A 19,743-nucleotide genomic window follows, 5' to 3' on the forward strand; every position below is an offset into this window, starting at 1 on the left:
ATGTACCTAAAACGGGATGTCCATATAACTGTTATAAATGACAGGTAACTACTCATGTAACCAATAGGCTCAATGAGCAGTTATTAAGTTAAAACACACTAATATTTACACTTATTATCTAAAATCAGGTATATCTTCCTCACTCACTGCGGTGAGCAAAACTAAAGCTTTGCTCTGGCACCAGCTGACCGCTTAAATCGTTTGGTGTTGAGTAAAACGACACATTGAGCATGTCTTTTTGGTTGTCTAGTTCGATATGTGCAAAGCCCCAAGTAAAAGCTTTATTCCAGACTAGGTCGTACTCTGGGTAACGCTTTTCTTGATAGTTAGCAAGCGGTGTATGCGTACCGCGCATTTTTGATGCGGCGCCACTGATAATAAGTGGTAACTTAGGCTTTGTGTTTCCGGGAAGTACACGCGAGCAGTCGTCCGTTAACAGTTCCAGATCATGCTCATGGCCTGCAATATATGCATCTGCGTACTCACATAGTTCGGGTAAGATCAAGCGGCGTAATACATGTGCTTCGTCATATTTAGTGCCACCAATCGACCAAATTACATGGTGTCCATATACAATCTTCCATTTTGCGGTTGAGCTTTTAAGTCCATTTGCAAGCCAGGCTAATTGTCTGTGATCTTCCCCATTGACAGGTTGCTCGTGCTTTTCAATGTCTTCAACTTCGGCTTGACCACTTGCCAGTGCACTTGCCAATCCCTGTTCACTACCGTCCGGTTTTAGTGGAATTTCATAATAATGCTGACCAGAGAGCAACATATTGGTATCGAGTACAAAAAATTCTACGTCATTGCCTTTTTCACCAAAGGTATAGCTGTAATAACCTTTGCCATCCATATGAAAATTAGCTTGCTTAGCCATCCATTCGGTCTGTAATTTCACGCCGCGACGAGACGTCTTCCAATCGTGGTTGCCTAACGCTGAATACACAACCAACTCTGGGTTTTGAATAAGTAGCGGCTTTAGCGGCCCTAGAATCAAGTCATCCATACGCTTTTGGTCGTCTTTGCCATCGTTAGCCGCCGCACCATCAGGATAGATATTATCACCAAGCTGAATAGCAAAGTCGCATGGTTTTTTCTCACACAAAGAGGCCATTGCCTGTCCAACCACCAACGCACCGGTTTCCTCCGTTGCGGTTTCGGTTCCCGGATAGACATAGATAGGCGCATGGTTGAACTCTTCGAGCGGGCGATGTTCTTCTAACCAATCCGCCTTTTCAGCAGCAATAAACTCAGCCTTATTTTTAGGTGATTTAATGTGCTTTGTTTTTGGATAATCTGGGTGATAGCCGCCATCACCAAAGGCCAGAAAGTTAATATTTTCCGCGGCTTGCGCTGCGCTACTGAGCGCGAATAGTAAAGCTACTGATGTTATTTTCATTGTTACTGACACAATGTTACCACTGCATCCTCCTGCATATAAATAAGATGGGTGTCCTGCTAATACCCTTCTGTTAATACCAAAGCTCGATACGATGGGTGCTTTTACAAGGACACCCACCTCTACTTCTCTCTTAGAAAGACGTTACCGTTACTCCAAGCTCAAATGAACGGCCATAGGTTTCGTATTGGTAGTTGTAACGAGTATCGCCTTGATAAATACTCATCGGCTCGTCGGTTAAATTGATCGCGTTGAAATAAAGCTGAGTTTGCTCGGTATAAAAGTACTTCATACTTAAATCGAGTTGTAGGTGGTCGTCTTGGAAAACGCGCTGCTTGTTCTCTTCAAACAAAAAGCTTTTGCTCTTGTATGACGCACTTAACCTTGCGCTTATTTGGCTATTTTCATAACCAAACATCAGATTGCCCACGGTGTCGGATTGGTTTGGTAGATTGTCATCTGCGTCAATAAATGTACCATTAGCTGAGAACATCAAACCGTTTTGAAAGTTCTTCGTGTACGCAAGCTCCACCCCTGTCAGTTTAGCCGCGCCGCCATTAACGCTTTGAATAACTTCTTTATAGCCTTGCCACTGACCGTTATCTTGCACCTCGGCTTTGGTAATAAAATTATCGATGTTTTTGTGAAAAACACCCGCAGATAACACGCCAATCGCACCGGGGTAATATTCTACCGAAACGTCATAGTTTGTTGACTTGTATGGGTCTAAGTCTGGGTTTCCGACTTCGGCTTTACGCTCAATTTCAATTTCGCCGTCATCTTCTGTGGTCTCTGTTTCTATGATTTGAAATGCTGCTGCATCTTCAAAGCTTGGACGCGCAAGAGTTTGTGTATAGGCAAAACGGGTGATCAGCTTATCGCTGATTTCATAGCGTAATGTTAAGTTTGGTAATAAATGGTCGTAGCTATCTTCAACTTGCCATTGATTGATCTCGACGCGTTCAACGTCATTCACTTCATCATTAATGAGTTCAACACGATTACCACTTGTTGCATAATCTGTGTCTTCGTATCTAAAACCTGCAATAACATTGAGTTTATCAATGTCGACCGTCAACATGGCATAGAGTGCGGTGACGGTTTCTTCACTGGTATATGAGCGACCTTGTGTTTCAATGTCAGTTTCAAGCGAGTTTAGCTCAAGGGCACTGCGATTACCGTAGAAGTAGTCGCGGATCTGGCCGCGACTTAAACCCGGACCAAAGGCCCCAAGCTCATACTCAGGCTCATAGGCGGCAAAGTCTTTCGCCGTTAGGTCATCAAAGCCGCCGTCATATAGCTTGGCATCAACGCGGTTAAACTTTTCACGGTCGGCATATTTACCACCAAATTTAATTTGCGCATTGTGACCAAGTAAAGTGAAGTCTTTAGTTAAATCCAGTCTAAAGCTGGTATTTTCATCTTCACTTAGGTTGTTCTCCCAGACAATTTCATCGATTTCAAAATTGCTAAGCTGCTGGGAAGCTTCATCCGCTGCAAGCGTAGGAGTCTTACCATCCAGTACATACCCTAGCGCAAAGTCTTCTCCAGCAAATGAGGTATCCAAGCGATTTGGCTCGCTTTCATCTGATTTCGAGTAGCCAATGCTGTATTCAATAAACCAATCCTGCACTAAGTTTTCGCCGCCCAAAACCACAGATAAAATGCTTTGCTCTTCATATCTGTCTTTGGTATCTCTATCCATTTCTGCACCTGAGAAATAGGCCGCATTTTGGCTTAGCTCATCGGCAAATACATCGCCTTTGTCAAACTTGTACTCATTGCGTTGACGAAATTCATCGTCAGAAAACTTGCTGTAGAGCGTGCGTAAGTAGTATTTGTTAAACCCTTTGTGATGCACATCAAGATTCAGTGCCGCCCCTAAACGCTCTCGCGTAATACGATAGTGGCGCTGCTCCATTTCCTCAGCACCAAAGAAGCCCACTTCTTCTCCTGAGCTCACATCGTCCATTTCTAGTTCCATCCAGCCGCCGTCAGTTTCCATATTATGAGAACCAAACTCACGCTCAAACCAAGATACCGCCGTTGCAAGCCCAACTTCCAACTCTTTGCCTGCGGCATAAACATCGGTGAAACTAAACGACGCTTTTGGGCTAGTTTCGCTCACCTGCTCATTGTGTGAAGCTTGTAACGTTACACTGTAGCTCTGCCCTTCTCGGTCAAAAGCACTGAGGCTTTTTACTTCGATGCTACCACCCACCGCCGATGCATCCATATCTGGTGTGACCGTTTTGCTCACCTCTAGGCTTTGCACTAACTCACTTGGGATGACATCCATCGCCACTGAGCGCACGCCCGCTTCAGGAGAAGGCACGTTGGCTCCATTGATGGTCACGTTATTGAGATTTGGGTCGATCCCACGGATTGCCACAAAACGGCCTTCACCTTGATCTCGTTGAATGGAAAGTCCAGGCAGCCGTTGCAGTGCTTCTGCTGCGTTTTGATCCGGCAATTGACCGATGGAATCCGCGCTGACGATCGACTTAAGTGAGAGAGCATTTTTTTGTCGGTTTAGTGCTCCTGCTTGTCCGGCTCTTTGCCCCACAACAATAATATCGTCCATTTGGCCCGATTGAGAACCAAGCTGTACTTGAACATTAGTGACTTGGTTATCAGTAATCGTGATGCTTTTAGTCACTGTTTCAGCCCCAAGATAACTTATCTCAAGCGTATAATTACCCGCAGGGAGATTGGTTGCGGTAAAGCGCCCGTCTCGCTCAGAGATAAGGGTTCGGTCTAATTCTTTGATCACCACTTTTGCCCCTTGAAAGTGGCTCTTTTGCGATACGGAGCTAACTTGCCCTGTTAGGGTGTTAGCATTTGCAGCTGAGCTTAACGTCAGTCCAGCGCAGATCATAGCAACAGCAGAAAGCGTAAAGCTTGTCGGTAGGTTTTTTTTCATTATTTGCTCGCACAGGTTGAGTAGAATTTTAGCGCCCCGCTAAAACGTCGCGGCTACCCTAATGCGAAAACGTGACGCTTTTATTTCACTTGAGTGCGCTGCAGCCTATAACAGGGCGTTTATGACGGCCGAACGTGTGAATTTGAGCCGATATGACCCCCAAGCCTTTAGGGTTTTGTCAACGGTGCTTAACCTGAGCTATGTATATCAATCGGTTTGCTAGCTGCTGTTATGCAAAAATGTTGCGGTTTTTGTCATAAAAACATCGCCTTTACTGAGCTAAATTGACCCTATAAGCACCAAGCGCAAATTTTTACTATATCGCTCTACATTTTGACTAGACAATAAACATGAAACTTCAGCCTTTTTTACTTCATCAATCGCGGTGGTTGCTACTAGTGCTACTCACACTAGTTGCCATTACCATCACGGCCTATACCTCAGTACTGCGACCGCTGTCGGACGTCAATTGGCTCGATAGCCTTGGTGAAGGCGGCCTCACGCTGATGACACTGATTTGGATTGCGGTGACCTTGCTCACTCGACCAAAAGGGCTCGTCACTAACCTACTGTTTGCAGGGTTGAGTGCCATGTATGTTTCTATGTTGTGGGATTTTTTAGATGAGATGGTGGTGTTCACGCCCCATTATTTAACCAGTTTTGAAGCGATCCCTGCTTGCTTTGGCATGGTACTGATGAGTATTTCAGCCTATTACTGGTACAAAGAACAAAGCATATTCAATCAAACCCTAATGAAAAAAGAGCGTTTTTATCGTGACCACAGCATGACCGACTTTGTCACCGGCCTCTACAGCGTAGAGTATATGCAAAATCAAGTTCGCCACGAACAATCTCGCCTTGCCAATGACACTAGCCCATTTTGCTTAACGCTATTCGACATTTGTAATTTTGCCGCTTATTCTCGCCAGCATGGTATGCAAAAAAGTAATCAGTTACTGCGCGATATAGCCGATATGCTCTCTTTGAGCATGCGTGAGAGTGATCTGCTGTGTCGTTTTGCAGCGGATAAATTTGTGGTCGTTCACCCACAAACCAATCATGTTCAAGCCCAAGCTTTTGCCAACCGTGCGGCAGAATTTATCGCCCGCCATGCCAACTATGATGACGGTGAAAACCAGCCGCAATATAGTGCTGTGAGATGGAGCTGTATCGAAGTTGATGACAAACACTGTGAATTTGAACCTCTGATAGCAGCGCTTGTGAACGAGCTGAATCAGACCAAGGTAGCTGCGGCTTAATGTCCTATTTTGAGTGCCAAACAAAACAACTTGCGAGTCGCTATTTTGCACTCCCCTTAGTGGAGCTGGCTTCTCAGCGCGGTGTACATGCAGACATTATTTTGAAAGGCAGTAAGTTGTTTTATACCGATCTGCACGCTAACCCAACCTTCATTAGTTATGAGCAGTTTGAAACAATAGTAAGCAACCTTATCAGTCAGGCGAGCTGTCAGGAAGTCAGTTTTATTTACGGCCAATACCTACTTAATACGCTAATCAGTCACCATGCCGAGCTGCTATTTAATTGCCACAACATACAGCAATTACTCAAAGTACTTCTGCTTAAAGGTTTGGATATACTGCCTTTTTACCACGTTAGAAAACTCCAGACAGAAACAAGCTGCCATTTACTGTTTTCACCCGCCATTGCAGAAGGTAAGCCTGCGGTCACGCGATTTTTATGCGAAACCATGGCAAGCCTTTGTTGTGGCTACCTTAAGTGGCGCAGCCCAGAAACCACCTTGACATTGCAGTTTCCGTATACAAAACCAAAACAAGTCGCGCAATACTTAAGCCATATACATCTAACTTACAGCTTTGATCACAGTGATTTTGCCGTTGTAATGAGTAACCAAGCTTTAGCTCAGCAACAAATTGGCACTTTTCCTTATTTAGTGGCTCGGCAGTTAAAGGCCTTACCCTCACCACAGCGTGGGTTTCTCGCCCAGCTGCACCGCTTGCAATTAAAATATCCTAAATATCATAGTGAGCAAATCGCCGAAATGATGGGCATGAGCGCTGCAACTTTTAAACGCAAACTCAAGCTGCATCAGACTACTTTTATTAACGAAAAAGACAGACTGCATCGTCAACAAGCCATGTTTTATGTGACTGAGCAAGGCTATTCCAATGAACAAATTGCAACCGCTTTACAGTTTAGCGACATCACTAATTTTCGCCGTGCCTTTAAGCGCTGGACGGGATTAACGCCTTCTTATTTTCGTAAAGTTTAACTTTATCCCCCATTTTTTCTTCTACACTGAAATGGATCTTGCGGTTACTAGGTCTTTTATAACGTGACTGCGTTTCGATAATCCCAGGGGCTGCTTACCTTTGCTGTTTGATTTTTGTTCTCCTGAGTGAGTTTTGATCGCGGCGCTCGACTTGCCGCATAGTGGGCTAAGCTAAAGTTGAGCAACAAAGAACGAAGCACACTCAGTTGAACCCGAAGGGCAGCGCTTGATTGCCATTTCTACTGTGTTATCGCCAGACTTACATAGAACAACTATGCTACGCTGGCTCTGCCTTGTATAAATGGCAATCAAACTGCTGCAAAAACAAACTTGAAAGATAAGCAGCCCCTTGGCCGAAGCTAAGCACGTTAATTGATAACAAAGAGGATTAAAAACATGAAAGCATTAACGGGCGCTGCAATGGCGATGATGGTTGCGGGTTTAGTGGGTTGTAATAGTACAGAGAATAATTCCACGAGTGCACAAGCTGCGACAGCTGAAACAGATTTAGTGCATTGTTATGATGTCAATGTTTGTGGTGGGCATAATGATTGTAAAACAGCGAGTAATGCCTGCTCAGGACAAGCTTCTTGCAAAGGCACCGGCTTTGTTGCGATGCCGAGTAAAGCATGTAGTGATGTCGGTGGCAATCAAAAAGACGCCTGGGTTGGCAGTGTCGCAAAGGCCGACCTTGTGCACTGTCACGATGTCAACGTTTGCGGAGGCCATAACGATTGTAAAACCGCAAGTAATGCTTGTGCGGGACACGCTTCTTGCAAAGGGACTGGATTTGTCAGCATGCCAGCAAAAGCTTGTGCTGATATTGGCGGCAAAGTGAAAAGCTAATAAGCGTTAACCTCGGCGCGTGTTTATCTATCAAGATTCTGGTTGCGATAGATAAACGCGCACTATGCATTAAAAGAGCGCAATTATGTCAGTACCCTTTTTGGGCTTTGGTCTTGGCCTACGCACGTGTTATTTTGACTCTATTATCGATACCCGACCACAAGTGGACTGGTTTGAGATTATCTCTGAAAATTACTTTGTCGACGGCGGCAAGCCTTGGTATTACCTCTCGCAGATTAAAGAGCAATACCCCATTGTGATGCACGGGGTATCGATGTCGATAGGCAGTACTTCGCCCCTAGATATGAATTACCTTGCCCAACTTAAACGCACCATCGCACGGGTTGAACCCGAATGGGTGTCAGATCACCTCTGCTTTAGCAGCTTAGGCGAATTTAATAGCCATGATTTATTGCCACTTCCCTACACCGAAGAAGCGCTGATACATCTCACCGCAAGAATCAATCAAGTACAAGACTACCTTGAGCGTCCAATGATCTTCGAGAATGTCTCAAGTTATTTAAACTACAAACAATCTGAGCTGACAGAGTGGGCGTTTTTGAGCGAATTGCACCAGCGTACCGGATGTCAGTTATTGCTCGACATAAACAATGTATATGTAAGCTCGCGCAATCATCAATTTGACCCAATGACTTACCTAAACGCCATACCAACACAAGCGGTTGCTCAAATCCACTTGGCTGGCCATAGTGATTTTGGGACGCATATTGTTGATACTCATGACCAACCCATTTGTGAAGAGGTGTGGAGTTTATATCGACAATACACCCAAAATAGATCCCCCATTAACACCATGATTGAGCGTGATGATAATTTTCCTGAACTCGCTGGATTGTTACAAGAGCTGAACTTGGCCAAAGGAATAGCCCCTAGCAGTTGGAGAACATATGGCTGATCTCGTCGCGCTGCAACACGCCTTTATTGCGATGCTAAAAGGCGATGACAGCCAGTTAATGGCTGAAATTGAATATCAAAACGGCCTAAATGTCGCGCAACGTGCGCAAATATACACTAACGCTTACCACATCAGATTAAAAAAAGTGCTAGAACAAGATCATGAAATGCTTGGCTTTTATTTAGGTGATGCACTGTTTGATGAGATGTTTTCGGGCTATCTAGAGCACTTTCCTTCGCGTTCGACTTCATTGCGCCAGTTTGGCGATGCGCTTCCTGAATATTTAAGTCAATTTGAGCCATTTAAACGCTACCCTATTCTCACTGAAATTGCACAATTTGAGCGTACATTACTCAGTGCTTTTGACGCAGAAGATGCGCCTCAATTGGGACTGGTGCACCTACAAAAAATTGCAGCTGCACAATTTCCAAACTTGCAGTTTACCCTGCACCCCAGCGTTCACTTATTGGGATTTACACATAATGCGGTCGACAGCTGGCAAGCGTTAAAGAACAGTACACCAGTTCCTGAAGTGTCGATAAAGCCAAACTACTGGATACTCGCCAGAGAGCGCGATATGCGCACTGGGTATCACTCGTTAACGGAAGCAGAATTTGCTTGTCTACAAAGCATGAACAATGCGCTGCCTTTTAGCTTTGTCTGTGAATACGCGGCCGAGCAAAGTGATGATCTAGCACAAGGCACGGCTATGGTGATGCAGTTGCTACAAAAAGGGCTTAACTTGGGATGGTTTAGTGGCTTTAAAGTTGCCATATAACCAAGATATTCAACAAATCGGCGCAGAAAATGAAGATCAAAGAAAAGTTAAAGCTGTATCAGTTAAGTTTAATAGTGAGCATGGCTTTCGCCTTGGTTGGCTTTTCTTACAATATCTGGCGCTTAGAAGAGACTGAGCGAAACAATAATATCCGTACCGCTTGCTTCGAAATGCTGAAAGAGCTCGCCGAGCTCGAGCAGCTGATTTATCTTTCTCATTACGATAAAGACATGATCAATGGTAATCCGCGCAAAGGGTGGATTAAAGTCGGTTTGCTCAATGACTTTAGCTACCTGACTAATGACGCTATAAAACTAGAAGCATCCACGCTGAGTATGACATGGAGTGAAAACTGGCAATCAATTCAGACAGAGCCTCAATCAGTAACATTGTTAGTCCAAAACATCGACGAAGTGAGAGGAGAAATCAAAATACTGTTGAGCGATTTAGACTAGCGCCGCGCTCTACTCGCCCTAATACCTTTTCTAGAGGGGGAGCTTATCTAGCTCTATATTTGCTCGAACCACCTCTTCATAGGGGAGCCACACCACAACCTAAAATGTAAAGATAAATTAACAAAATTCATATTCATCATGCTTGTTTGAATTTTTCATACCTATTTATTTCACCTTTTTCGCAGTCTTACCTTCTTTCCAAAATAGAAACTAACCACCTGTATTTATTGATAATATGCAAAGAAATAAATAAATATCTCATTCAATTTAGAAGCTAATTTATGCACTAAGAAATGTATTGTAAATTTTTTTTGTATTTTTTGTTTATTTTTTAAGCTTTACTTCTATCCTAGTGTAACCAGTCGAAATTATGTGCAATTTTCATTTAGCTGGTGTTGTTCATTAACTTAAAACAAACGCAACCAAGCGTTGAACTTTGGTGAATAACGCGTCTACAGCAGCTAGATAAGTTCATAACCTTGAGATTGGTAAACACAATTAAACAAAACAACATGCAAGGAACAACAAAATGCGTAAATTAAGTGCTATTAGTTTTGCAGTATTAGCGGGTTTGACTTCAGTCAACGCACAAGCCGCTAAAATACTTAACGTAGAATCAAACAAAGCAATTAAAGATCAATACATCGTTGTATTTAGCACCCCTTCAGTCCTTAACGTTCAAAACAGCAAAGCAATTGCGGCCTTCGCTAATAAGCAGGCAAAAGCGTTAGAAAACAAACATAACGTAAGCATTACAAAAGAATTTGGTGGTGTACTAAATGGTGTGGTCATTAATGCATCTGCAAAACAACTAAAAGGGCTTCTTAATAACCCTAATATTGACTATATCGAACAAGACCAAATGGTTACAGTGACCCCCGCTATCACAGCAAGCGGCGACCAAGCTAATCCAACTTGGGGTTTAGATCGCGTAGATCAACGTAATCTACCACTAAACTCAAACTACCATTATGATTTTGATGGTACTGGCGTAACGGCCTATGTTATCGATACAGGTGTTCGCATTAGCCACAATGAATTTGGTAACCGTGCATCACATGGTTATGATTTTGTTGATAATGACAATGATGCAACAGACTGTAACGGTCATGGTACCCATGTTGCTGGCACAATCGGTGGCGGTGAATATGGGGTAGCGAAAAACGTCAATATCGTTGGCGTAAGAGTATTGGGTTGTAACGGCTCGGGTTCATATTCAGGCGTTATCTCTGGTATCGATTGGGTTAAAAACAATGCATCAGGCCCATCCGTTGCTAACATGAGTTTGGGTGGTGGTGTTTCTCAAGCGGTTGATGACGCAGTAAATAACGCAGTTGCCTCAGGCGTTAGCTTTGTTGTTGCGGCGGGTAATGACAATAGCAATGCCTGTAATTACTCACCTGCACGTGCAGCTGATGCAATCACTGTGGGTTCAACCACCAGCAGCGATGCCCGCTCAAGCTTCTCAAACTATGGGAACTGTCTAGATATTTATGCGCCGGGTTCAAGTATTACTTCAGCTTGGTATAACTCAGATACATCAACCAATACCATCAGTGGTACTTCGATGGCCGCGCCGCACGTTGCGGGTGCTGTTGCGCTATATTTGGATGAAAACCCAAGTCTAAGCCCATCACAAATTGATAGCTTGCTGAGCCAACGCTCATCAAAAGGTAAAGTCTCTAATCCACAAAGCGGTTCGCCTAATGAACTACTATACACGCTCGCAGGTGGTACGGATCCGGACCCAGATCCTGATCCAATCACAGAGTTAGTTAACGGCCAAGGCGTCAGTACATCTGGTGCATCTGGTCAGCAAACCTTCTATAAGTTGGTTGTTCCAGCAGGCGCAAGCGCACTGAACTTCTCACTTGCTGGTGGTACTGGTGATGCCGACCTGTATGTACAGCAAGGCACACAACCAACGCTGAATAGTTACGCTTGCCGCCCTTATAAAAACGGTAACAATGAATCATGCGATTTCACTAATCCGACTGCTGGTGATTGGTACGTGATGCTAAATGGTTACTCTGCGTATGCAAATGCAACGCTCACAGGCACTTATTCATCAGATCCTGGCGGCTGTGGTAGCAACTGCTTAGAAAATGGCATTCCAGTAAGTGGTTTGGCTGGTTCATCTGGCCAAGAGTTGCTATACACCATTGACGTCCCGGCCAATGTAACATTAACAGTAGCAAGTTCTGGCGGCTCTGGCGATGCAGATTTGTATGTTCGTAAAGGTGCAGCGCCTACAACATCAACCTATGACTGTCGTCCGTTCTTAAATGGTAATAACGAGTCTTGTAGTTTAAGTTCAGGCCAAGGCGCAACCTATTACATCAAATTGCGTGGCTACTCTAGCTTCTCTGGCGTAACACTTGTTGCGAGCCACTAAACTAAATTAGTTACAAATAAATCTCATTTCGTTTGGGGTTTATTGAAAAAACAAGTACAGTGGTGGCTCGTTTGAGCCGCCATTTTTGTTTTTAATGAGTATTGTATTAGATCTTTACAGCCAATTATTACATCAAGGGTTTTATGACCATGTATCTGACGGTGAGCTACACAACGAAGTACCACTCACCTGTAGTAGCATCTCGCAAGTAAAACTCGATGGTATTATTTACCATCGCTCTGCGCAAACTGCGGCGATGATGCCTGAAAACTATGGTAGTTTGATCCTTATCACTGAAGGAAGTGGTTGGTGGTTGACTGAACAGTCTTTACAGCGTGCTGATCTAACGCAGCTAATCTATCTTGAAGCAAATCAAAAACATGTGTTTCACCTTCCTACACAATACCTCGCTGTTAGCTTCAACTTTCCAATCAATTGGCTAGCCTCTCGAACCGGCAAACGACTTCAGCATGGTCAAGCGCTGACCATTCCCTTTGGCCTAGCAACATTATTCAAAAGCGCCTTAACCGCCACAACGTTAAATTTAACAGCGGCAAAATGGCTAGAAGATGAAATTGTATTGCATCTAAGTGCTTGCCAGCCGACCCAATTACCAAGGTCGCCGCTAGCGGAGTTAAAACAGCTCATCTCTACACATGCAAATGATGAAGCATTTTGTATCGACATGCTATGTGACCATTCAGGCTGGTCAAAACGTTATATTCACAAACTATTTGCCGCGTCTGATCTGAGTGCCAGTGAATATCTTATCCGCACTAGGCTCACTCATGCTTATTTTGAGTTACTTAATAGCTCTGCATCATTAAATCAAATCGCTATTGATAGCGGATTTAAAAATCAGGCGCACTTCAGCCGTCGTTTTAAGCAATTATTTTCTCTTTCACCCAAGCAAATTTCACAACGAGTGCACTCTTAGACAAAACTGAACCGTGCAAATATATATAATAAGAATCACTCTCATTATCCATAGTAGTAGAACAATGAAAATTAACACGCTCTATGCTGCAGTGTGCCTCTCACTGCTTTCTCAAACCACCAGCGCCAATGAAGGCCAAAAAGATGAGTTAGAAAGGATAGAAGTTCAAGGTAGCCAATATAAAAGTACCGGAACAAAGTCGTCTTTAGCACCAATCAACGCGCCCTTTTCTATTTCTCATATAGATCAAGATACCCTGCAGCTACGTCAAGCTGACTCGGTCAATGCTGCGTTACGCTATGTTTCAGGTATCACACCAGAAAGCCGCAGTACAGTCACCATTTTTGACCAATACACTATTCGCGGTTTTGAATCTTATCGAAATTATTACGATGGCCTAGAACTGCAATCCAATAACCTTTGGAATTTATACCCTCAAGTTGATGCCTTTGCCACCGAAACCATTGAGGTGCTAAAAGGCCCAGCATCAGTGCTTTATGGCTCAGCACCGCCAGGTGGCATGGTGAACCAAATCGCAAAGCTTGCTAACGGCACTGAGCAAACACAGGTTCGTCTGAGAGTAGGTAGCAGAGCGCTCAAAGAAATCGGCGTTGACCATGGCGGTGTTATCTCTGATGAATTGAGCTATCGTGCCATTGCGCTATCAAGAACAAGTGATGGCCAGCAAAAAACAACGGAAGAAGAACGCACTGTATTTGCACCCTCACTGCGCTGGCAACCGAACCATGATACGGCGTTAACTGCACAGCTTTATTACCAAGACGATCCCAAAGCCATACCTTCTACTCCCTTACATAGTGTTGGTACGCTCACGCGTGCAAGTTACGGTTATCTAGATGCCGATGCATTTGCAGGCGATATCAATTGGGCTAATTTTGATAGGACAACGCTAATGGCAGGGCTAAAGCTGGAACACAGTTTGTCTGACAATTGGTCTTTGTTTGCCAACTGGCGTTACACCGATGCAGAAGGCCTGCAGCAAAATACCTACAACCAAAATTTAATAGCAGATAGCGATACCATACTTGCCCGTGCAGCATATAAAACCGATGAAACGCAACATGGCTATGTTTTAGACAACCAATTGTCTACTCACTTTACCGTTGGCAATTCATCACACCACTTGCTCTTGGGTTTTGAATACAAAACCTTAAGCTCAACCGTTGGATACTGGGATACACTCGGGACAGGCACACCAAGTATTAATCTAGCAGCGCCCAATTATGCAGCGTTTGATATAAGCGCTTTACCACTTAACTTTTATACCGAAGCGCACGATATTGAACAAAGTAACCGCGCGCTTTACGTCCAAGACGAAGTGACAATATCAGCGCTAACTCTATTGGCTGGTCTTAGATACGACAGTTTCACCAGTGATGTTATTGCTGACAAAAACTACGCAGGCACCGAGTGGCAAACGGAATCAACTATTGATGACACCCAACTCACCGGAAGAATTGCCGCACTTTATCAGCTGGATTCTGGTTGGCGACCTTACGTAAGCTATAGTCAGTCATTTGAGCCAATTGCAGGAGAAGATAGCGCAACTCAACAAGCCTTCAAGCCAACTGAAGCAGAACAATGGGAACTTGGCGTTAAATATCAATCTCGCGATACGCAGCTAACATTTGCGGTATTTGATCTCACTAAGCAGAACGAAATAATTAACAGCAAAGACTTTGTCACGAAAACCCAAGCTGGTGAAATCCAGTCAAAAGGTATTGAGCTCGAGGCTTCTCACACCTTTAACGAACAGGTTGATGTGCAGTTCAATGCCACGCATCTAGACCAGAAAGTCACTAAAAATGAATTAGACCAAGATTTGGTAGGTAAACGCTTGGTGTGGGTTGCAGATAACACCGCTTCGCTTTGGATAAACTATTATCCAAGCCTGCTAGACGCACTAAAAGTGAGTGTTGGTACTCGGTATGTTGGCGAGAGTTATGTTGGCAAATACAACTCAGATACCGTGCCATCCTATACCTTATTCGACATCGCCTTTGATTATGAACTCAGCGAGCAAGCCAGGATCACCTTTAGCGTTAGTAACCTCAGTGACAAGCGATACGTTGGTGCATGCTATGACGAAAGCAATTGCTGGATGGGTGCTGAGCGTAAAGCCGATGTTGGTCTTCACTACCGCTTTTAGTCACTCATATAGGAGAGTTTACGGAAGGACATAGACTGAAAGATTTAAACGGACACCCACCTTAATGCGCCTGCAAGCATTAAGGTGGGTGTCCCTGTTAATTCATCTCTTTGTTCATTCTTATTTAGCTTTAAATCAAAGGAAAACAATGCGTAAAACACTATTTAAATGGCACAGTGCAATGGCATTAATCGCGATACTACCGCTCGCCGTTATGTCAGTCACGGGTAGCATGTTGGTGTTTAAATTCGAGATAGATAGCCTATTACTTCCAACACAAGCGACATTGACTTACCAGGATCAAGACGTCCAACGTCAGCCCATGAAGGCGCTCGTTAACTATGTCGCAGACACCCACCCAAATTATGAAATTGGTAGCTGGGAAATATTCGATGACGGCTACGAAGCTGATCGAGTCTATTTATTAAAGCATGGCACAGACACGTGGTTTAAAACGTATCTAGATCCGTACGCAGGCAAAATGCTAAGCGAGCCTGTGGGTATTCACAGCGACTTTACTGATTTTATTCTCCACCTACATTACACCTTACTACTTGATGATGTGAGCAAAACCTTTCCACACATGGGTGTCGTTATCGGTTTAGTTGTTGCCATACTTTTTACTTTGCTTGGTGTGTCCGGCTTAGTGATATATCGGCGCTTTTGGCGGCGATTCTTTAGCTTTAGACGACAAGCTCCTCGACTCGTCATTATGAGCGACCTGCATAAGGTAATTGGTATTTGGAGTGCGCCGGTATTACTCGCGCTTGGCATTACTGGCGTTTACTTTAATGCAGTGGAGTATTACCACGAGGCTTTTGAGCATCAAGAAGATGAGCACCATATTGTCACTCACACAATGTTTAACCACGCATTAGATTTTGATGCCATGATGGCCCAAAGCCATCGTGCGGTTGACGGACTTAAACCGACCTACTGGCTATTTCCATTTGAGCCAGAGCAAACCAACATTACCATTTTTGGCAGCGTGGCCGATGCCAACCCGTTCATTAGTAACTATGCAGCAACGGTTAGCTTTGATGCGCAATCTGGTAAACAAACCTTTGCCTACGATATTCGAACGGCGTCTACTTTAGACAGGGTAATTGACAGTTTTAGAAAACTCCACTTTGGCCACTTTGCAGGGCTTACCAGTAAAATAATTTGGTGCATTATGGGACTCGCCCCCGTATTACTTGGTTTTACCGGGCTATATTTATGGTGGCAAAGAAAGCGCAAAAGACACAAGAGTAAGAAAAACCGGAAGGTAACACCTCTAATGAGTTAACACATTTGCCGTCAGGAGTCACAACCGAACTTGAAGTAACAGGGAGCAATATAAAGCTCCCTTTATCTTCTTAGAAGCGATAGCCTAAATGAAGACCAACCAACGCTTTTGTATCAGTGTCGCCGATATTTGCAAAAGATCCGCCTTCATCCTCTCGCCTAACACCCGCGCTGCCACCCCAAGTCCAACCTGGTTTATCTGCCCCCTGAGTAAAATAGTTATACGTTAGTGCAGCAAAGCCTTTTTCACTTGTTATTGCCTCACTTCCTAACACTAAACCTATCGTGTGTTTACGGTCTGCAGTAAGCACGTATTGATAACCCAAGGCACCTCCAACTAAACCTATTGAGGCAAACATGACATGGTCACCCGTTGTTTTCGAGAGTTTTAGCCCAAGTACGCCACCATATTGATAACCGCCACCCACTGCAATTTCTGCGTTTGCAGAAGCCGAACATAGAAGCGTTATGCTTGCCACCAATGTAGCGAAAAGTTTAACCAACATTCTTACTTTCCCTTTTTGTTTTCAAAAAGGAAACATTAATAACCCAATATGACTTTGTCAACTTTAACAATGTGACAATTTCACTTTGTCTGAGCAAGTTTGCAAATGGGCAAGTTATATTAATAATACGTGCTCTTTGAAGCAGGAAATAACTTTCTTCGTTCCGCTCTCGCATTCTGAGCTCTCAAGGTACTTTCATTTCTATAGTCAAGCCAAACACTTTACTATTCAGCCCTTCTAAGTGAAAAACTTCTAACGAACCTGATACGCTCTTTCACCCATTAAATTAATTATAGCGGTAATTCTATTAATATCAGATGCGCTATATTAGTCTTACGGCTAATAGGGGAGTCAATATGATGAAACAACTTGGGCTAATTGGCGGTATGAGTTGGGAGTCAACACAAAGCTACTACCAGCTTATCAACCAAACCGTTAAAGCAGAGCTTGGCGGGCTACACAGTGCCAAGCTTTGCTTGTATAGCGTCGACTTTGCCGAAATTGCCAAGCTTCAAGCAGCTGGTGATTGGCAGAAAATGACCACCATTTTGGCAGGTGCGGCTACTTCGTTGAAGCTTGCAGGCTCTGATGCCATTGTGATCTGTACCAATACTATGCATAAAATTTCAGGTGAAATTAGCGCAGCGTCAGGATTGCCTGTACTGCATATTGCCGACGCAACCGCGAAGCGACTTAAAGATGACGGCGTAAAACGCATCGCGCTGTTAGGTACGAGATTTACGATGCAGCAAGACTTTTATAAAGCACGATTACAAGACCTTCACGGCATTGAGGTCATAACACCTGATGGGGACCAACAAGCTTTAGTTCACAACATCATTTATGACGAATTATGTCGCGGTGAAGTCAACGCAAGCTCAAGGCAAACTTATCTAGACATCATCGACGCACTCTATCAACAAGGGGCTGAAGGGATTATTTTAGGCTGCACAGAAATAGGTTTGCTCGTTCAGCAAGGGCATACTCAAATCCCTCTTTATGACACGACTAAACTTCATGCTGAAGCCGTTGTAGAGTGGTCACTTGGGGCAACATCTTGCTTTATTCATGAGTAATATCAAACTTTGTTGTAATTAAAAAAATAACAACGAAATCGCTATTGTCGCGATTACTTGGCTACTATAGAATTAAATCTCACTTATTCTAATTAAATCAGGGATGTATTATGACCCAATACGACGAATATAAAGTTATCCATGTAGTTGAAGGTGGCTGCGGCACACTGTTACTTGGCTCAAGTGGATTACCGTTAAAAAAGCTTGAAGCAACTTTAAATATGGAAGCGCAAGATGGCTGGCAACTTGTTTTCCAAGTTATCGAAAACAAACGTTTTATGTTATTTTGGAGCCGCGAAGCCGTGATTTTAACACTGGGCCGTAAGCGTGCTTAAACACTTTGCTCTGTCTGCCATTCGCCGCTATCAAGCGAATGGTGGAGCAAAAACCCACTTCAATATAAGTTGTAACTTTACGCCGTCATGTTCTGAATATACTTATCAAGCAATCGAAAAGTACGGCTTCTTTAAAGGCGTGCGTATCGGCTTTTGTCGGATTAGGCGCTGCAATGACCCAGATTGTATTGAAGTAAAGTCAGATCCCCTACCGTAACCTAATCCTAGGAGTTTGCATGGACGAAATAGCATTAAGAGAACAAGAAGAGGCGTTGAGAGACCAAGTTGCTCAGCTAAGTCCTGAAGCGCGCAAGCAGTACTACCAACTGGAAGAACAGCTAGTAAAAGATCCTGATACCTACGCGGTACTCAATTACTTTTTTGCCGCAGGTTTACATCACTTTTATCTAGGAAAAACAGCACGAGGTGCAATTAACCTCACTTTAATGCTATTAGGGCTTGTGTTTATTCTCTTTTATGGCTGGATACTACTAATTTTAGTGTGTTTAATTGAGCTACCTCAGTTATTTAATAGCCAAAAAATAGTGAGAAAATACAACATCGATGTGATGCGAGAAGTACTAGATGAGCTCAAAGATACACAGCAGAATCAAACAGTCTAAGCAAACTCATTGGCTTTGGATTATAGCGGCCACGGTTGTGGTCGTTTTATTTAGTGGTTATCAGTTTTATACCAAAGGTGTGCCTTACTTCGCTGAAGAAATCTCAGCCTCATTGCCCAAACCAATCTACCAAGTCATCGACGAAGGTAGCCTAAACGAGCTGGATAATTCGGAATTCTCTGAATCAAAATTAAGTGAAATCAAACAGCAAGAGACCCGAGCCCTATTTGTCTCATTGCTTGGCGCCAATGCATCGAGTGAACGTGAGTTTAAACTTGAACTTAGGCAGTGGAAAGATAAAGCCAACGCCATGGCTCTGGCCAATGGTACCATTGTGATCACAGACAACATGGTCGAACTGGCAACAACTCAGCAAGAGCTTAGTGCTGTGTTACTCCACGAGATTGGTCATGTGGAGCATAATCACGTAATGGAATCACTTGTAAGCTCGTCTATCGTATTTGTCAGTTTGAGTGTCGTATTGGGTGACATCTCTGCGCTATCAGATCTTATGATGCAAGGCGCAATGTTAGGTATCAACCAAAATTACTCTCAACAAGCTGAGCTCGAGGCTGATTTGTACGCACAAGAAAAGCTAATTGCGCTGTATGGTAATAGTAATGCGATGATCTCTATATTCGAAAAACTCGCAAAAGAAAGCGACGAACAGCATAGTTGGTTAAGCACACACCCAAGCTTTGAGCAACGCATCGAGCAGCTCAAACAAACCCCGTGACCCGTAAACGAAAATAGCACTGAGATACCAAAAAATTGTTAAATCCCCCTGCAAACAACAGTGATTATTTCCTTTTACCGTACAACCCTATTACATTTTTTAACTTGCCA

General features: G+C 43.7%; 18 protein-coding genes and 1 pseudogene. 15 read left to right on the plus strand and 4 right to left on the minus strand.

Going from position 1 to position 19,743, the window contains the following annotated elements:
• Nucleotides 1-139 precede the first annotated feature (139 nt).
• On the minus strand, nucleotides 140-1,399 hold the full coding sequence (locus DRB05_RS13315; protein ID WP_128727393.1) for a metallophosphoesterase: 1,260 nt from the start codon (nucleotides 1,397-1,399) through the stop codon (nucleotides 140-142).
• A 133-nt stretch (nucleotides 1,400-1,532) separates the two neighbouring features.
• Nucleotides 1,533-4,322 (minus strand): TonB-dependent receptor, encoded by a 2,790-nt coding sequence (locus DRB05_RS13320; protein WP_128727394.1) that lies wholly within the window; start codon nucleotides 4,320-4,322, stop codon nucleotides 1,533-1,535.
• A 350-nt stretch (nucleotides 4,323-4,672) separates the two neighbouring features.
• Here DRB05_RS13320 and DRB05_RS13325 point away from each other — a divergent pair, with 350 nt between their 5' ends.
• Together DRB05_RS13325 and DRB05_RS13330 are read left to right on the plus strand one after the other, a co-directional pair.
• A complete protein-coding gene (locus tag DRB05_RS13325; protein WP_128727395.1) occupies nucleotides 4,673-5,581 on the plus strand; it encodes a GGDEF domain-containing protein in 909 nt (302 codons plus the stop codon).
• Nucleotides 5,581-6,573 carry a helix-turn-helix domain-containing protein gene (locus DRB05_RS13330; protein WP_128727396.1) on the plus strand — a complete coding sequence of 331 codons (993 nt, stop codon included), beginning with the start codon at nucleotides 5,581-5,583 and terminating at the stop codon, nucleotides 6,571-6,573. The genes DRB05_RS13325 and DRB05_RS13330 overlap by 1 nt, the downstream gene beginning before the upstream one ends.
• Before the next feature lie 21 nt (nucleotides 6,574-6,594).
• Here the strand turns inward: DRB05_RS13330 and DRB05_RS23005 are convergent.
• Nucleotides 6,595-6,810 (minus strand): annotated as a pseudogene (locus DRB05_RS23005) (hypothetical protein).
• A gap of 159 nt (nucleotides 6,811-6,969) precedes the next feature.
• On the opposite strand from DRB05_RS23005, the gene DRB05_RS13340 reads away from it, so the two are divergent.
• From DRB05_RS13340 to DRB05_RS13375, 8 genes are all read left to right on the plus strand, one after another.
• Complete coding sequence (locus tag DRB05_RS13340; RefSeq protein ID WP_128727397.1) at nucleotides 6,970-7,419, plus strand: hypothetical protein; 450 nt, start codon at nucleotides 6,970-6,972, stop codon at nucleotides 7,417-7,419.
• Between the two features lie 85 nt (nucleotides 7,420-7,504).
• Nucleotides 7,505-8,335: a DUF692 domain-containing protein gene (locus DRB05_RS13345; protein ID WP_128727398.1), complete on the plus strand. Its 831-nt coding sequence runs from the start codon at nucleotides 7,505-7,507 to the stop codon at nucleotides 8,333-8,335.
• A complete protein-coding gene (locus tag DRB05_RS13350; RefSeq protein WP_128727399.1) occupies nucleotides 8,328-9,113 on the plus strand; it encodes a DNA-binding domain-containing protein in 786 nt (261 codons plus the stop codon). The genes DRB05_RS13345 and DRB05_RS13350 overlap by 8 nt, the downstream gene beginning before the upstream one ends.
• Nucleotides 9,114-9,142: 29 nt before the next feature.
• A complete protein-coding gene (locus DRB05_RS13355; RefSeq protein ID WP_239966494.1) occupies nucleotides 9,143-9,568 on the plus strand; it encodes a hypothetical protein in 426 nt (141 codons plus the stop codon).
• A gap of 529 nt (nucleotides 9,569-10,097) precedes the next feature.
• Nucleotides 10,098-11,963, plus strand: a complete 1,866-nt coding sequence (locus tag DRB05_RS13360; RefSeq protein ID WP_128727400.1) for a S8 family serine peptidase — start codon at nucleotides 10,098-10,100, stop codon at nucleotides 11,961-11,963.
• 94 nt (nucleotides 11,964-12,057) lie between these two features.
• The gene (locus DRB05_RS13365) at nucleotides 12,058-12,900 is read left to right on the plus strand and encodes a helix-turn-helix transcriptional regulator (protein ID WP_128727401.1); all 843 of its coding nucleotides are present in this window, start codon (nucleotides 12,058-12,060) and stop codon (nucleotides 12,898-12,900) included.
• A 64-nt stretch (nucleotides 12,901-12,964) separates the two neighbouring features.
• Entirely contained in the window at nucleotides 12,965-15,070 is a 2,106-nt protein-coding gene (locus tag DRB05_RS13370) for a TonB-dependent siderophore receptor (RefSeq protein ID WP_128727402.1), read from the plus strand.
• 148 nt (nucleotides 15,071-15,218) lie between these two features.
• On the plus strand, nucleotides 15,219-16,358 hold the full coding sequence (locus tag DRB05_RS13375; protein WP_128727403.1) for a PepSY-associated TM helix domain-containing protein: 1,140 nt from the start codon (nucleotides 15,219-15,221) through the stop codon (nucleotides 16,356-16,358).
• A gap of 70 nt (nucleotides 16,359-16,428) precedes the next feature.
• Here DRB05_RS13375 and DRB05_RS13380 read toward each other — a convergent pair whose 3' ends face one another.
• A complete protein-coding gene (locus DRB05_RS13380) occupies nucleotides 16,429-16,863 on the minus strand; it encodes a hypothetical protein (protein WP_128727404.1) in 435 nt (144 codons plus the stop codon).
• Between the two features lie 359 nt (nucleotides 16,864-17,222).
• On the opposite strand from DRB05_RS13380, the gene DRB05_RS13385 reads away from it, so the two are divergent.
• The 5 genes from DRB05_RS13385 to DRB05_RS13405 all read left to right on the plus strand — a co-directional run bounded on the left by DRB05_RS13385 (nucleotide 17,223) and on the right by DRB05_RS13405 (nucleotide 19,633).
• Complete coding sequence (locus tag DRB05_RS13385; RefSeq protein WP_128727549.1) at nucleotides 17,223-17,939, plus strand: aspartate/glutamate racemase family protein; 717 nt, start codon at nucleotides 17,223-17,225, stop codon at nucleotides 17,937-17,939.
• 110 nt (nucleotides 17,940-18,049) lie between these two features.
• Nucleotides 18,050-18,274 carry a DUF4177 domain-containing protein gene (locus tag DRB05_RS13390; protein WP_010369821.1) on the plus strand — a complete coding sequence of 75 codons (225 nt, stop codon included), beginning with the start codon at nucleotides 18,050-18,052 and terminating at the stop codon, nucleotides 18,272-18,274.
• On the plus strand, nucleotides 18,267-18,491 hold the full coding sequence (gene yidD, locus DRB05_RS13395) for a membrane protein insertion efficiency factor YidD (RefSeq protein WP_128727405.1): 225 nt from the start codon (nucleotides 18,267-18,269) through the stop codon (nucleotides 18,489-18,491). Before DRB05_RS13390 ends, yidD begins: the two co-directional genes overlap by 8 nt.
• A gap of 19 nt (nucleotides 18,492-18,510) precedes the next feature.
• A complete protein-coding gene (locus tag DRB05_RS13400; protein WP_128727406.1) occupies nucleotides 18,511-18,897 on the plus strand; it encodes a TM2 domain-containing protein in 387 nt (128 codons plus the stop codon).
• Nucleotides 18,860-19,633, plus strand: a complete 774-nt coding sequence (locus tag DRB05_RS13405; RefSeq protein ID WP_128727407.1) for a M48 family metallopeptidase — start codon at nucleotides 18,860-18,862, stop codon at nucleotides 19,631-19,633. The genes DRB05_RS13400 and DRB05_RS13405 overlap by 38 nt, the downstream gene beginning before the upstream one ends.
• Nucleotides 19,634-19,743: the final 110 nt, after the last annotated feature.

This window comes from Pseudoalteromonas sp. A757, from assembly GCF_004103285.1.
GTDB classification, from domain to species: Bacteria; Pseudomonadota; Gammaproteobacteria; order Enterobacterales; family Alteromonadaceae; genus Pseudoalteromonas; species Pseudoalteromonas galatheae.

Bases quoted from the DNA above. Each gene is read 5' to 3' on its own strand.
- DRB05_RS13315 (WP_128727393.1), bottom strand. From the start codon at position 1,399: ATGAAAATAACATCAGTAGCTTTACTATTCGCGCTCAGTAGCGCAGCG.
- DRB05_RS13320 (WP_128727394.1), bottom strand. From the start codon at position 4,322: ATGAAAAAAAACCTACCGACAAGCTTTACGCTTTCTGCTGTTGCTATG.
- DRB05_RS13325 (WP_128727395.1), top strand. From the start codon at position 4,673: ATGAAACTTCAGCCTTTTTTACTTCATCAATCGCGGTGGTTGCTACTA.
- DRB05_RS13330 (WP_128727396.1), top strand. From the start codon at position 5,581: ATGTCCTATTTTGAGTGCCAAACAAAACAACTTGCGAGTCGCTATTTT.
- DRB05_RS13340 (WP_128727397.1), top strand. From the start codon at position 6,970: ATGAAAGCATTAACGGGCGCTGCAATGGCGATGATGGTTGCGGGTTTA.
- DRB05_RS13345 (WP_128727398.1), top strand. From the start codon at position 7,505: ATGTCAGTACCCTTTTTGGGCTTTGGTCTTGGCCTACGCACGTGTTAT.
- DRB05_RS13350 (WP_128727399.1), top strand. From the start codon at position 8,328: ATGGCTGATCTCGTCGCGCTGCAACACGCCTTTATTGCGATGCTAAAA.
- DRB05_RS13355 (WP_239966494.1), top strand. From the start codon at position 9,143: ATGAAGATCAAAGAAAAGTTAAAGCTGTATCAGTTAAGTTTAATAGTG.
- DRB05_RS13360 (WP_128727400.1), top strand. From the start codon at position 10,098: ATGCGTAAATTAAGTGCTATTAGTTTTGCAGTATTAGCGGGTTTGACT.
- DRB05_RS13365 (WP_128727401.1), top strand. From the start codon at position 12,058: ATGAGTATTGTATTAGATCTTTACAGCCAATTATTACATCAAGGGTTT.
- DRB05_RS13370 (WP_128727402.1), top strand. From the start codon at position 12,965: ATGAAAATTAACACGCTCTATGCTGCAGTGTGCCTCTCACTGCTTTCT.
- DRB05_RS13375 (WP_128727403.1), top strand. From the start codon at position 15,219: ATGCGTAAAACACTATTTAAATGGCACAGTGCAATGGCATTAATCGCG.
- DRB05_RS13380 (WP_128727404.1), bottom strand. From the start codon at position 16,863: ATGTTGGTTAAACTTTTCGCTACATTGGTGGCAAGCATAACGCTTCTA.
- DRB05_RS13385 (WP_128727549.1), top strand. From the start codon at position 17,223: ATGAAACAACTTGGGCTAATTGGCGGTATGAGTTGGGAGTCAACACAA.
- DRB05_RS13390 (WP_010369821.1), top strand. From the start codon at position 18,050: ATGACCCAATACGACGAATATAAAGTTATCCATGTAGTTGAAGGTGGC.
- DRB05_RS13400 (WP_128727406.1), top strand. From the start codon at position 18,511: ATGGACGAAATAGCATTAAGAGAACAAGAAGAGGCGTTGAGAGACCAA.
- DRB05_RS13405 (WP_128727407.1), top strand. From the start codon at position 18,860: ATGAGCTCAAAGATACACAGCAGAATCAAACAGTCTAAGCAAACTCAT.